Annotated in this window: 9 protein-coding genes; 5 read left to right on the plus strand and 4 right to left on the minus strand. The window is 51.9% G+C overall.

Annotated features, from left to right (window positions below):
* Positions 1-80: 80 nt before the first annotated feature.
* From ACT53G_RS01880 to ACT53G_RS01895, 4 genes are all read right to left on the minus strand, one after another.
* A complete protein-coding gene (locus ACT53G_RS01880) occupies positions 81-719 on the minus strand; it encodes a hypothetical protein (protein ID WP_476168543.1) in 639 nt (212 codons plus the stop codon).
* 146 nt (positions 720-865) lie between these two features.
* Entirely contained in the window at positions 866-2,305 is a 1,440-nt protein-coding gene (gene tldD, locus ACT53G_RS01885) for a metalloprotease TldD (protein WP_476168544.1), read from the minus strand.
* A 96-nt stretch (positions 2,306-2,401) separates the two neighbouring features.
* Positions 2,402-3,256 carry a carbon-nitrogen hydrolase family protein gene (locus ACT53G_RS01890; RefSeq protein WP_194747063.1) on the minus strand — a complete coding sequence of 285 codons (855 nt, stop codon included), beginning with the start codon at positions 3,254-3,256 and terminating at the stop codon, positions 2,402-2,404.
* 34 nt (positions 3,257-3,290) lie between these two features.
* Complete coding sequence (locus tag ACT53G_RS01895; protein ID WP_476168545.1) at positions 3,291-7,142, minus strand: YhdP family protein; 3,852 nt, start codon at positions 7,140-7,142, stop codon at positions 3,291-3,293.
* A 218-nt stretch (positions 7,143-7,360) separates the two neighbouring features.
* Here ACT53G_RS01895 and ACT53G_RS01900 point away from each other — a divergent pair, with 218 nt between their 5' ends.
* The 5 genes from ACT53G_RS01900 (at position 7,361) to lysS (ending at position 13,498) form a co-directional block, all read left to right on the plus strand.
* Positions 7,361-9,262 carry an ATP-binding cassette domain-containing protein gene (locus ACT53G_RS01900; RefSeq protein ID WP_476168546.1) on the plus strand — a complete coding sequence of 634 codons (1,902 nt, stop codon included), beginning with the start codon at positions 7,361-7,363 and terminating at the stop codon, positions 9,260-9,262.
* A 47-nt stretch (positions 9,263-9,309) separates the two neighbouring features.
* Positions 9,310-9,882, plus strand: a complete 573-nt coding sequence (locus ACT53G_RS01905; protein WP_194747060.1) for a hypothetical protein — start codon at positions 9,310-9,312, stop codon at positions 9,880-9,882.
* Between the two features lie 171 nt (positions 9,883-10,053).
* Positions 10,054-10,734 carry a response regulator transcription factor gene (locus ACT53G_RS01910; protein ID WP_194747059.1) on the plus strand — a complete coding sequence of 227 codons (681 nt, stop codon included), beginning with the start codon at positions 10,054-10,056 and terminating at the stop codon, positions 10,732-10,734.
* An 18-nt stretch (positions 10,735-10,752) separates the two neighbouring features.
* On the plus strand, positions 10,753-11,883 hold the full coding sequence (locus tag ACT53G_RS01915) for a sensor histidine kinase (protein WP_476168547.1): 1,131 nt from the start codon (positions 10,753-10,755) through the stop codon (positions 11,881-11,883).
* Positions 11,884-11,959: 76 nt separating this feature from the next.
* Complete coding sequence (gene lysS / locus ACT53G_RS01920) at positions 11,960-13,498, plus strand: lysine--tRNA ligase (protein WP_476168548.1); 1,539 nt, start codon at positions 11,960-11,962, stop codon at positions 13,496-13,498.
* Positions 13,499-13,564: the final 66 nt, after the last annotated feature.

The following is a 13,564-nucleotide window of genomic DNA, read 5'->3' on the forward strand; positions in this document are numbered from 1 at the left end:
ATCTATTCAGGTTTTCTGGTCGCATGGGCAATTAATTGCTCACCTTCCGTCTGCGTATTTAAAGTCTTAAATTATAGAGTTCATTTGGGATTACTATACTTTCGCATGAAAAGGTTGACACCCTCAAGCATGAGGTATGCTCGTTGTTTGTTTGATACTTCCTCCCATTCACCATGGGCTGCTTGATTTCTTAAGCCAGCCCATGCAGTAATGTCCTTTGCATCTTGTTTGGATATTAGATCCTCGGCTAACAATACTTGAGTGTAGCTGTCTATAGATGGTTTTCGCTGGCCTAAGGAAATATCTGCCTCATCAATCCATGTGCGTAAGAACTCTTCAAGAGATGCACCTATAAGAACGATCGGGGCCGCCGGATGAACTCCTTTAGCTCCAAGTAGCAACTGAGCCTGCTCCAGAAAGTCAGATACAACATCAAGTTGTGCTCGACGAGTAGGTGAAATCTCGTCAAGCAAACCAGCTTCTATGTGCGACCGCAGTGAGTCTAGCGAGGAATTCAGAATTGATGCGTAGTATTCAGAGGTGCCACCAGCATTCTCGGCCATACGAACAAAAGAACTTTTGGGACCTACTACTTGGATCATGAACTCTACTATTTGTGCCTGAATTCCACGTAGACGAGCAGATTGCTCTCCCTTTCCTATCACGCCTATGGAACTCTTCAGGCGATCAATATGCGTGAGAACGGTAATGTAGTCCATATAAAGTCTACCTAATTATGTTCGCAAATTAGCGACCTAAAGCGGCAATTAAAATGAGCAGTAAAATTTATTATTTGTTTGTATACTGATCTGAGACTATTGTAATAGCTAACTTATCCAAGAGTTTAAATATCAAAGCTAATTAACTAGGCTGAAGTCCCACCCACCGTCAACCCATCAATCCTCAACGTAGGCTGCCCAACCCCCACAGGCACGCTCTGCCCCTCCTTACCGCAAGTCCCTACACCGCTATCCAGCGCCATATCATTGCCTATCATGCTCACACGTTTTAGTACGTCAGGGCCGTTACCAATCAGGGTTGCACCTTTCACCGGGTAGGTGATTTGGCCATCTTCAATCATGTAGGCCTCAGCCGCACTAAATACGAATTTACCGCTAGTGATATCTACCTGGCCGCCGCCAAAGTTGGCTGCGTATAGGCCTTTTTTGACTGACTTGATAATTTCTTGCGGGTCTTTATCGCCGTTGAGCATGTAGGTGTTGGTCATGCGTGGCATAGGGATATGCGCATAGCTTTCGCGGCGGGCGTTGCCGGTGAGGCTCATGCCCATCAGGCGGGCGTTGAGCGTATCCTGGATGTAGCCGCGCAGGATGCCGTCTTCAATCAATACGGTTTTTTCCGGGGTGTTGCCTTCGTCGTCCATGGTCAGGGAGCCGCGGCGGTCGGCGATGGTGCCGTCATCGACAATGGTGATGCCTTTGGCGGCGACTTGCTGGCCGATCATATTGCTAAAAGCGCTGCTGCCTTTGCGGTTAAAGTCGCCTTCGAGGCCGTGGCCGATGGCTTCGTGCAGCAAAATGCCTGGCCAGCCGCTGCCGAGGACGACAGTCATGCTGCCCGCAGGGGCAGGGCGGGCATCCAGATTAACCAGGGCTTGATGCACGGCTTTTTGTGCGTAGTCTTGCAGCACTTCATCGGTGAAGTAGCTGTAATCAAAGCGGCCACCGCCACCACTGGAGCCTTGTTCACGACGGCCATTGTGTTCGGCGATGACTTGCAGCGAGACGCGCACCAGCGGGCGCACATCGCCTGCCATGACGCCGTCACTACGGGCGACCATGACGACTTCGTATTCGGCGGCCATGGAGGCCATCACTTGCGTGACGCGAGGGTCTTGGGCCTTGGCGTAACGTTCGAGTTTTTCGAGCAGCTTGACCTTGGCATCTGCACTGAGGCTGGCAATCGGGTCTTGCGGCAGATAGAGTGGCAGGTGGCTGCGGGTGACGATGCTGTGGCCGGTTTTTTCTTGCCCCAGGCTGGCGATAGCGCGGGTGGCACTGGCCGCTTGTTGCAGGGCGTCGAGGTGGATGTCATCCGAATAGGCAAAAGCCGTTTTTTCGCCGCTGACGGCGCGTACGCCAACACCCTGGTCGATATTGAAACTGCCGGATTTGACCTGACCTTCTTCCAGACCCCAGGATTCGCTGCGGCTGTATTGAAAATACAGGTCGGCATAGTCGATATTGTGCGTCATCATGCCGGAGAGCACATTGGTCAGCGCTTCTTGATCCAGTCCAGCAGGGCGCAGCAGTAAGTCGTTGGCTGTGGTCAGGTGTGTTTGCATAGTGGGTCTACTTTACTTTCAGCGTCTGGTGAGCGGGTTGTTTTGGTTGGAGTGATTTTTCACCAAGGAGTGCCGCTTGCATGCTCAGGGTTTTCATTAAATGGCTTTAATGGTTTTGTGTTTAAGCGCAGGTAAGCTCTCGCGCAGGTTTTTAATATAGTTGCGGTTAACATTGGCGATGACAATCCCGGAGCCACGTGGCAAGCGGTCAAGCACCACGCCCCACGGATCGACAATCATGCTGTTTCCATGGGTTTCGCGGCCAGAGAGATGGTACCCCCCCTGCGCAGAAGCAACCACATAGCACAGGTTTTCAACCGCACGGGCGCGCACCAGGGTTTCCCAATGGGCTTTGCCTGTGGTTTCGGTAAAGGCTGAGGGCACCACGATCATATCCACATCGCCCATGGCGCGGAACAGCTCAGGGAAACGCAAATCGTAGCAAATTGAGAGGCCAATGCGGCCAAACGGGGTGTCTACGGTGACCACGGTATCGCCAGGCTCAATGGTGTTTTCTTCATGGTAATGCTCGGTGCCCATATCCATGCCAAACAGGTGAATCTTGTCATAACGGGCGACCTGTTCGCCTTTGTCGTTATACACCAGGCAGCTGTTACGCACTTTATTGGCGTAATTGCTTTCCAGCGGCACTGTGCCAGCGACAATCCAGATTTTGTAGGCTTTGGCGGTTTTGCTCAAAAACTGCTGGATAGGCCCGGTGTTGGGCTTCTCGCGGATGGTGACCTTGTCAAAATCTTTAAGCCCCATGATGCAAAAGTACTCGGGCAGTACCACCAGCTTGGCGCCAGCCTTGGCTGCCATTTCGATGAGCCGCTTGGACTCGACCAGGTTGGCCGACACACTGGGGCTGGACGCCATCTGGATCGCCGCAACTTTGACGATGTCATCATTGGCTGAGGATTTGAGTTTTTTGGTTTTATTGTCGGCCATGGCAAGTTTCCGGTTTAAATGCTTGATATTGACATTAATGCAGATTTTTTAAAGGTTGAACAGCAGGGGTGGCCGGGGCTTTTTTATCGGCGTCGGCTTCCTGCGGGTTATCCCAAGTGCCTGTAATCATATACTCACTGGCACTGATTTTGTTAAGTGGATCTTTGAGCAGCTTTTGTGCGACAAAGGCAGCCACACCGACAATTGGCCCGCCAGCCAGCGCTGCAAGCGATACCGAGTCGGAAATATGTGGGACGACCCGCACTTTGAGGCGCTGCGTTTCGGCCTTGAGGTTGGTTTCCCCCTTGATTCTGGCCTCAGCGGCAGGGCCGGTCATAAACAGGTCATCGCTGCGTAAAATCCCGTCGCGAATGTTGGCGGTAGAGGTGATTTTGTCAAAGGCAAAGCCTTCGCTAAACAAGTCGCGGAAATCCAGCGTCAAGCGCCGTGGCAAGCTCTGCAAGCTCAACAGGCCGAGCAAGCGTCCCACGCCGGGTTGCACTTTCAGGATCTGGCCTTTTTCAAGCTGCATGGTGAAGCTGCCATCCAGGCGTTCAACCGCAAACTCGTGCGGGCTGCCTGGCCAGCTTAGTTGGCCATTCATGTTGCCTGTCCCGCCCTTGACCATTTCCCCTCCGGGTTGAAAACGCTGCAAGGTTTTGCCCAGGTTGCTGGAGTTTAAGTTGAATTTGAGCTGGGTTTGCGGGCTGCGCACCGAGTTGCGCCAGGTGCCGTCTGCGGTGAGCTGGCTGTCCGGATTGGTAATGCTCATGCGCTGGATCACCCAGCTCTCGCCGCTGTTAAAAGCTTTCAAGTCCAGGCTGCCTAATTGCTTGTCGCCAAACTGGAAGTCCTGCGCAGTAATATCCAGCTCCGGGTAGGTCATGTCCAATCTGCGCGCCTCGGCGGGGGCTGGCGTATTGTCGTTATCCGGGGTGCGTGGCACACGCAGATAATTTAAACGGGCCACCAGTTTATTGGGTTTGCCCGCCAGCCAGTCTGCCTCGCCCGCCAGCTCCTGGCTTTGTATCAGCAGCTTGAGGCGTTCACTTTCGGGCGTGATATTCAGTTTGATCTGATGCAGATTGCGGTCAAACACATGTAAGGTGCCCGCGGTCAGTTCTACCTGATTGAGCGCCAGTGAAGAAGTGGCCGAGTTTTGGGGCGTGCCTGACTGATTAAGGTAGGGCAGCCATTCATCAATGTTGAGCTTTTGAAAGTCTGCCCTCAAATTGATGCCATTGCCTGTGGGCAAGCGGGCCGGGGTGTTGATGGCAATTTCCCCTGCGGTAATGGTTGCCGTTTCGCCATTGACCTGGCGGAACAGGTTGGCGTGTAGCCACTCATTGTAGTCAATCGCAATTTTATCCGGCTGGTTGTTTTCCTGACGCACACGGATGATCAGGTTGGCAGGTGTGTCTGCCGTTTTCTTGGCGGGCTCGGGTAAATCAATCGTCATGCCTATCAGCTGCGAGCGAATATCCAGCCTGAGATTCGGTGCCTGAATCAGCACATTGCTTTTCCAGTCAGTGGTGCCATGCAAGGCACGCGTTAACAGGTTGTTATCCAGCTTTCTAAGGGCGGCATCCGTGATGCGGCCGCTGCCCTGAATCATCACAGATTTGTCCGGGCGGGTACTCAAACTCAGGGTGGCCGGATTGTCGAACAGGCTGAGTTGTATGCCTTGCGCCTGCAAGCCCTTCTCGTTAAATTTGAGATGCCCGTTGATGTTGCCCATTTCGGGCATGGCCATTTGCGTATTGGCGGCGATATGGCCATTTTTTATCGCATAGTCGCCCTGAAACTGGCTGGCATCCACGTTATTGAGCGGAATTTGTAACGCCAGCTTGAGGTCTGCCGCGCCGGTGGCTTTGAGCGTATCGGTAAAGCCCATAGTGACTTGCTTGACCGGGCTGGTGTTGATGAATTTAATGCCTTGCTCCAGGTTGCCTGTTGCGACGGCCTTGACACTCAGAATAGGGTCATCCGCATCCAGTCTCGGAATCTCTACTTGTGCTTGCGTAATGTGCTGGCCGACCGTGGTGGCATTTTTAACGGCAATATCCATGCGCTTGCCTTCAAACTTGAGGAAGGCGTCGATGTCTTGCAGTTGCGGCCAATCGGTCCCGTATTCCAGGCTGGCACGGTCAAGCTGGGCTGTGACCCTGAATAAACCCAGTGACGGATCTGAATGAAACGCTGCATTCACATAGGGGAAGTCTTTGACCCGGCCTTTGACAATCACTTCGCCGTGTCTAATCTGGCCACCCAGAATCGAGGTATCCAGCCAGTGCAGGGTGGCCTGATCAAGCACCAGGGGATAATAGAACGACGCAAATTTGGCATCGCCACGTTCAATCTGGCTTTGAAGCTGTATGGTATCGCCACCGGTGGCACCCAATTGGTATTCCATGTTGGTACGTAACGCCAGATGCGGGTTGGCAAAATGCAGATTGTGTGTGCTGATCAACATTTTTTGGCCGTTATTGCGCCACTCTATTTCGCCTTGTAGCTGATCAATTGGTAGCGGCCAGCGCAATAGACCTGCCAATTCAAGTGTGGCCTCTTTTGTATCCAGCTCCAGGTTGCCTGCGTTGGGCTTGACAGACAGCTGCCCAGCCCAGTTTTGCAAGCCAGGGAGTTTTTCATACGCCTTGGTTTGTATATGATCAAAGCTGGCTGTGATGGCGTAATCCTGCCACTGCTTGTCGTGGTATAGCCAGCGAGTCTTGACTTTGCTGGCGTTGCCCGTGGGGACCATGTTTTCCAGATAACGGGTGAGGGCGGCGTCGGCAGGCAGCCATTGTGCCAGCAGGTTGCTGTGCGTCAGACCCAGCTGTTTGAGGCTCAGTGTGCCTTCATGACCGTGCTGGTCCCATTGCACCTCACCGTTGGCATCGCTGAGCATGAGGCCGGGCTCAATGTCGGCAGAAAAGTGCTTGAGTGTCAGCATTTGCCGTTGTTCAACGCGTTGCCAGCGTACTTCACCACTGACCGTTTTGGCGATAAAGGTTTGCGATGTCCGGGCGGGCGAGACTGCAACATGATTGAGCGCAACCTGTGCCGCCAGTCGCTGTAGCTGCAGCTTGTCAAAGGCCAGCGTCGCGGTCAGGTTGCCTTTGCCCGCCGTCAGCGCGACAGGCAGGTCAATCCAGGGGCTCCAGGCCGCCAAGTCTGTTTCAGGCAAACGGAGCGAGAGTTCGCCATGCCATGCTTCTGGCTTGGATACATCATCGCCAACCGCGACGGCTTCAAGATGAATACGTTGCTGGGTCCCTGTTGAAACCAGGCTATCAACATGAATGCTGTGACGGTGCAAAAGGCGTTGCCAGACCGGTGTCAATATCTGGATATTCAAATCCTTAAGCAGCAAAGGCGGAGCATGGCGTTGTTCATCAAGCCAGGTCACCGTGGCATTGGATATTTTGATGCGTCGTTGCGACAGCAGCCAGTTGGCAAACGCTGGATTCCCCTGTCCGGACATGGAAATGCCGGCCAAAAAGACTTGCCCCTCTGCAGTTCTTCTCACTACCAGATTGGGTGCGTCAATATTGAGGCTGACCAGAGAGGGTGAGAGTAGCGCCAGACTGCTCCATGACAGGCGGGTGGTGACCTGGGCCAGTTCAAGCGCCGGGCGTTGTTGCGTATCGTATAGTGTCACCTTGGACAGTGTGACTTGCGGTGCCAGGCCACGCCAGCGGATGGCTATGCTGGCAATGGTGACATTTTGCTTGAGCGCGTCGCTCAAGGTGTGTTCGATCCGGCTGCGATAGTCGTCGATATGGGGGAACACGTAAAACTGGATAACCCCGACGATGCCTGCCAGCAGGATGAGGAGGCCGATCAACAAAGAGAGCAGCCAGCGTTTGATTTTTTGCAGGGGCATATTGAGGGATTTTGCAGGACAAAAAAGATATTATTTATTTATGTGACTATTTTACTCGAAAACAGTTGCGTCACTGTCAGCGTTACAACTACATTACGCGCTTTTATCTGGCCTCACCGCTATTTCAGCGGCGCTTCAAGGATTTATCCGCCGAGCGGGCATGATTCGTTTAAAATGCGATTCTTTTGCTGTTCGATGACGTTTAAAGGTATTCAAGAGTGATTCAGTTTAAGCAGCTGACTTTTTCGCGGGCAGGCAAGCCCTTGGTCGAAGGCGCCAGCTTTCAGTTGCATCCCGGCCATCGGGTTGGTTTAACCGGGGCGAACGGCGCAGGCAAATCCAGCCTGTTCGCCTTGTTGCGTGGCGAGCTGGTGGCCGAGGCCGGTGAGTTACTGATTCCGCAGCAATGGGTGATTGCCCATGTGGCACAAGAAACGCCTGCGCTTGCGCAGTCTGCACTCTCCTACACGCTCGAAGGCGATGAAGAGTTGCATGCCCTGCAAGTAAATCTGGCGCAGGCTGAGGCCAATGGCACACAGGATCCCATACAGGTGGCGGAGTGGCATCAACGATTGGCCGATATTGATGGTTACAGTGCCGAGGCCAGAGCCAGTGCCTTGCTGGCGGGGCTGGGCTTTACCCAGTCACAACTGAGTCAAGCTGTCAGTGATTTTTCGGGCGGCTGGCGGATGCGCCTGAATCTGGCACGCGCGCTGATGTGCCGTTCTGACCTGCTGTTGCTGGATGAACCGACCAACCACCTGGATATTGAAGCGGTGATTTGGTTGGAAGGCTGGCTGAGCGCTTATCGTGGCACTTTGTTGCTGATCTCGCATGACCGCGAGTTTCTGGATAACACCGTTAACCATATCCTGCATATTGAACAGCGGCAACTGAGCCTGTACCGCGGCGGCTATAGCGATTTTGAACGCCAACGCGCTGAAAAACTGGTGTTGCAACAAGCCAGCTATCAAAAACAGCAGCAGCAAATCGCCCACTTGCAACAATATATTGACCGTTTTCGTGCCAAGGCCACCAAGGCGCGTCAAGCCCAAAGCCGTATCAAGGCGCTTGAGCGTATGGAGCGTATCAGTGCTGCACATGTGGATTCGCCCTTTAGTTTTGGTTTTCGTGATCTGGGCGCCGCGCCAGATCCTTTGCTGGTCATCAATCAAGCAGCCTTGGGCTATGGTCAGCAAACACTGGTCAAATTGGCGCATCTGGCGATTCGTCCCGGTGAGCGCATCGGATTGCTTGGTAAAAATGGCGCAGGTAAATCCACGCTGATTAAGGCGCTGGCGCAATCTGAAACCTTGCTGGCGGGCGAGCGGGTGGAGGGTAAAGACCTGCGCATCGGCTATTTCGCGCAACACCAGTTGGAGCAACTGATCGCCGAGGATTCGCCACTCATGCATTTGCAACGCCTGGACCCTAAAGCCAGAGAGCAGGAACTGCTGGACTTTTTGGGCGGCTTTGATTTTAGGGGCGAGATGGCAAAAAGTCCATGTGGCCCGTTTTCCGGCGGCGAAAAATCACGGCTGGCGCTGGCGATGCTCATCTGGCAACGTCCCAACCTGATTTTGCTGGATGAACCCACCAACCATCTGGATATTGAAATGCGCCATGCCCTGTCTATGGCCTTGCAGGCTTATGAAGGGGGGATGGTCATGGTCTCGCACGACCGCACACTGCTGGCGACGTGCTGCGAAAAATTTGTACTGGTTGCTGAAAGCCAGGTCAGCGTGTTTGATGGTGACTTGGAAGATTACAAGCAGTCTTTACTGCAATCTGCGCCGTCTGCCATGTCCGAGCCAACAAGCACGGCCACTAAACAGAATGCCTATCATCAGCAAAAAGCAGATCGGCAGGCGCGGTTGCAAGCGCGCAGACCGCTGCTCAAAAGTCTGACAGCACTGGAGAAGCAGCTGGCCGAGCTGGAGCAAACCAAGCAATCACTAGACAGCCAACTGGCTGAGAGCGGTATCTATGAAGCCTCGCAACGGGAGGCTTTGCAAGCACTGTTGATTGCACAGGCACAAAACCAGAAACAGCTGGATACGGTAGAGAGTGAATGGTTGTCGCTACAGGAAGCACTTGAGGCATTGCCGGAAGTAGATTAACTGTTGTAGCAAACATATATATAGGAATCATTGATAAAGGAATAGTTATGGAAATGACATATGAAGAGCGGCTGAAGTGGTTACATCAGCTCTGTCAGGCCCAAGCCAATGCAGTGCCGCTGTCTGCTGAAGCGGCCAAGTCTGCCTATGCGAATGCCGATGTGGAAGAGGCCGCGCATTACCTGGCAAGTTTTTTAACTTTTCAGGCCATACGTTCTGCAGAGCGCCATCCGGCCGATGAGTTGCAAAGCGACTTTGATATGCTGGGGGTGTATCAGTGTTTTGGCTTGATGTTGTACGCCTTTTTGCTCATGCCATTAACGCAGGATGGGCACCAGCCAGATTATGCCCGGGCACAAGTGACGATAGGCAAAACCTTGTTTGCAGGGCTGGCGCCAGAAATGCTGGCAGAGATTATCGAGTCTGGGTTTCATAAGTTTCAATTGATCGCAGAAACCGATTCCGAGCACTGGCTGACCTACCGCGAAAATCTGGATAAAGTGACCATCAGCTACCTGATTGCAAGCACAGACGATGACAGTCCGCATGGCCCTGAGGATGTATTGCCCCTGTTTGGTCAGTTGCTCAGCCAGTTGTGTGAGGCTTTTACTGCGGATTAAATTTTGCATCGAACATATTTGCGGTATACTTTAAATTGATTTAACATTTTCGATTCAGTTTGAAAACTTGGGTAAAATGTCTCGCTTACGCTTGTTATTGAATTTGTTTGTTCGTTAAGATTCCGTGGCTAAAGTACATTGAGCCTAATGCAAATCTCAAAAAGGACATAAATGAGCAAGCTGCTGTTGATTGACGATGATGTTGAACTAGCCAACATGCTAAAGGAATTTCTGACGCAGGAAGGCTACACCGTGACAACTGCACATGATGGCCTGACGGGTGAGCAATATGTTCTGGCTGGCAAGTTTGATCTTGCTATTCTGGATGTGATGATGCCTGGCCAGGATGGATTGCAAACATTACGCAACATCCGTCAGCATTCCGATATTCCTGTGTTGATGTTGACCGCCAAGGACGACAACGAAGGCCGTATTGAAGGGCTGGAAGCTGGCGCGGATGACTATGTTCAAAAACCCTGTTTGCCACGCGAGTTGGTCGCCCGCGTGCGTGCGATCTTGCGCCGCCATACCAGTGACAGTCCCAAGGGGAATGATATTGTGGTTGGTCAACTGGTGGTTTCCAGCGAGCGCAGAAAAGTGTTCTGGGCGGATAAACCTATCATTTTCACCAGTACCGAATTCAGTTTGATTGAAATTCTTGCCAAACATGCAGGCACCATCGTCAGCAAAGAGGATCTGTCAGTCAAGGCCTTGGGTCGTCCGCTGGTCAAGTATGACCGTAGCATTGATGTTCATTTAAGCAGTATCCGTCAAAAAATCTCTGAAGTTTCCGGCGGGGTCAATGTGATTCAAACAATTTACCGCGTTGGCTATCAACTGGTAAGAGAGTAATTCGTTATTGCGAGGCCTATGGGGCGCCTGTTCTGGAAGTTATTTGCAGCACTTTTTCTGGCGCTCATTTCAACCGATATTATTGTTGGAAACATTGCAGAGTGGGAGCTGAATCGCAAGCTGGTCGGCTACCATGAAGCGTTGCATACCGCGAGTGACCAGGTTAAAGCACAAGCCCTGACGCAACCCTCTAATGAGCTGATCGCAAAAACACTGTCACATGAACACCTGCCTATGGTGTTTAACCTTCCGGTTTGGGTGTTTGTTTTCGGCATTCTCGCCAATCTCGTCTTTGCCAGTTTGCTTGCCTGGGCCATCGCGCATCCTATCAAGCTGCTGCTGATTCATCTTAAAAGTGCAGCAGAGGGCGATCTGCTCGTGCGTGTCAGCCCCAAGATCAAGGCCTCTTATGATGAGTTTTCCGGCTTGGGGCAGGCCTTTGATCTGATGGCGCTGCGCTTGAATAATATGATCAAAAGCCAGTCAAACATGATGCATCATGTTTCCCACGAACTGCGTTCCCCATTGGCAAGAATACAGATGGCTGTTGGTCTGGCTATGCAAAATCCACAAAAAATTCAGAGCTCTTTGCAGCGCGTTGAGCTTGAAGCTGTGCGCATGGAACGCATGATTTCTGAATTACTCGAAATTTTTCGCTTTGAATCGGATATACACAAGCTGCAAAAAGTAGAGGTGGATTTGCAAGCTCTGCTGACAGGCATTGTTGGGGATGTCCTGTTTGAAAAGCATGATGCCAAGCTCCGGTTGTTGATGCCTGATGAGCCCGTCATCCTGGATGGGCAACTGGAGTTGTTGCAACGTGCGATTGATAACGTGATCCGCAATGCGCTCAAATATGGTCCTGTGGATGGTGAGGTGACGATTGAGTTGCAACATAGTCAGCGTACTGGCGAAATTATTCTCGAAGTACAGGATCAGGGGCAGGGCGTAGAGCCACAAGAGCTTGAGCAGATATTCAAGCCTTTTGTGCGAGGTCGCCGCGCTTCGCAAGTCGAAGGGCATGGCATCGGCCTCGCCATGACCAAGCATATCGTTGAAGCCCATGGCGGCTTTGTCAACGCCACCAATCTAAGCCCGGACGGATTCATGATCCGTATTCATTTGCCCATCCAGCAAGAAACGACGTAGACGATCCTCTAAAAATCAGCGCTAACAATGCTAAAATAGCGCGTTTAAGATTACGCAGGCGAATGCCGGATACAATATGACAGCACAACACTCCCACCCAGATAACGCAACTGAGAGCGTGGTTGATGAAAATCATGTGATTGCAGAACGTCGCGAGAAACTACGCTTGCTGCGTGAACAAGCGCAGGCCAGCGAGACGGCCGTTTTTCCTAACGATTTCAAGCCAGAGCATAAAGCCGCTGCGTTGCAGGCCGCATATGCCGAGACTGACAAGGAAACCCTGGATCCTCAAGAAATCCCGGTCGTGGTTGCCGGCCGCATGATGCTCAAACGCGTGATGGGTAAAGCCAGTTTTGCTACGATTCAGGATAGCTCAGCCCGTATCCAGCTTTACATTGCCAGGGATGAAATTGGTGAAGCCTTGTATGACCAGTTCAAGCACTGGGACATGGGCGATATCCTTGGCGCGAAAGGTCGATTGTTCAAAACCCGTACCGGCGAGTTGTCTGTGCATGTCACTGAATTGCGCTTGCTAACCAAGTCATTGCGTCCCTTGCCGGAAAAATTTCATGGCTTACAAGACCAGGAAATCAAATACCGCCAGCGCTATGTCGATCTGATCACCTCGGAAGAAACCCGTGAAACATTCAAGGCCCGTTCCAAAGTGGTGGCTGCGATTCGCCAGTTCATGAACGAAAACGAGTTTCTGGAAGTGGAAACACCGATGTTGCATCCTATTCCAGGGGGCGCCTCAGCCAAACCATTTATAACGCATCACAATGCACTTGATATGCAGATGTTTATGCGGATTGCGCCTGAGTTGTATTTGAAGCGTCTGATTGTCGGCGGCTTTGAGCGCGTGTTTGAAATCAACCGTAACTTCCGCAATGAAGGCTTAAGCGTACGTCACAATCCTGAGTTCACCATGATGGAATTCTACGCCGCCTACACCGACTACCAGTGGCTGATGGATTTTACCGAACAATGTATACGCGCAGCTGCGATCGCGGCACGTGGCACGGCAGTATTGAGTTATGCGGGTAAAGAGGTCGATTTAAGCAAACCGTTTGAGCGCTTAACTATTCTGGGTGCCATTCAGAAATATGCGCCGCACTACACCGCTGAGCAACTGAATGACGCCGAGTTTTTGCGCAAAGAGTTACTCAAGTTTGGCGTTAAGGCATTTGACCATGCAGGACTGGGCGCATTGCAGCTGTCATTGTTTGAAGAGACCGCAGAAAGCCAATTATGGCAACCCACCTACATTATTGATTATCCGGTTGAAGTGTCCCCCTTGGCACGCGCTTCTGACAAACATCCTGAAATTACCGAGCGTTTTGAGCTCTTTATTACCGGGCGTGAAATGGCCAATGGTTTTAGCGAATTAAACGACGCTGAAGATCAGGCCGCGCGTTTTCAGGCCCAGGTAAAAGCCAAAGAAGCCGGTGATCAGGAAGCTATGTATTACGACGCTGACTTTATCCGCGCTTTGGAATATGGCATGCCACCGACAGGTGGATGCGGAATTGGCATAGACCGTTTGGTAATGCTGATGACTGATAGCCCCAGCATTCGTGATGTGATTCTCTTCCCACACATGCGTGCTGAGAGTTAACTCAGTGATGATGTGAAAAAGCCACCTTTAAAGGTGGCTTTTTTTATACTAGTCCGCTGTAAGAAA

It is taken from the genome of Methylophilus sp. DMC18, assembly GCF_056314005.1.

Bases quoted from the DNA above. Each gene is read 5' to 3' on its own strand.
- ACT53G_RS01880 (WP_476168543.1), bottom strand. From the start codon at position 719: ATGGACTACATTACCGTTCTCACGCATATTGATCGCCTGAAGAGTTCC.
- tldD (WP_476168544.1), bottom strand. From the start codon at position 2,305: ATGCAAACACACCTGACCACAGCCAACGACTTACTGCTGCGCCCTGCT.
- lysS (WP_476168548.1), top strand. From the start codon at position 11,960: ATGACAGCACAACACTCCCACCCAGATAACGCAACTGAGAGCGTGGTT.
- ACT53G_RS01915 (WP_476168547.1), top strand. From the start codon at position 10,753: ATGGGGCGCCTGTTCTGGAAGTTATTTGCAGCACTTTTTCTGGCGCTC.
- ACT53G_RS01910 (WP_194747059.1), top strand. From the start codon at position 10,054: ATGAGCAAGCTGCTGTTGATTGACGATGATGTTGAACTAGCCAACATG.
- ACT53G_RS01905 (WP_194747060.1), top strand. From the start codon at position 9,310: ATGGAAATGACATATGAAGAGCGGCTGAAGTGGTTACATCAGCTCTGT.
- ACT53G_RS01895 (WP_476168545.1), bottom strand. From the start codon at position 7,142: ATGCCCCTGCAAAAAATCAAACGCTGGCTGCTCTCTTTGTTGATCGGC.
- ACT53G_RS01890 (WP_194747063.1), bottom strand. From the start codon at position 3,256: ATGGCCGACAATAAAACCAAAAAACTCAAATCCTCAGCCAATGATGAC.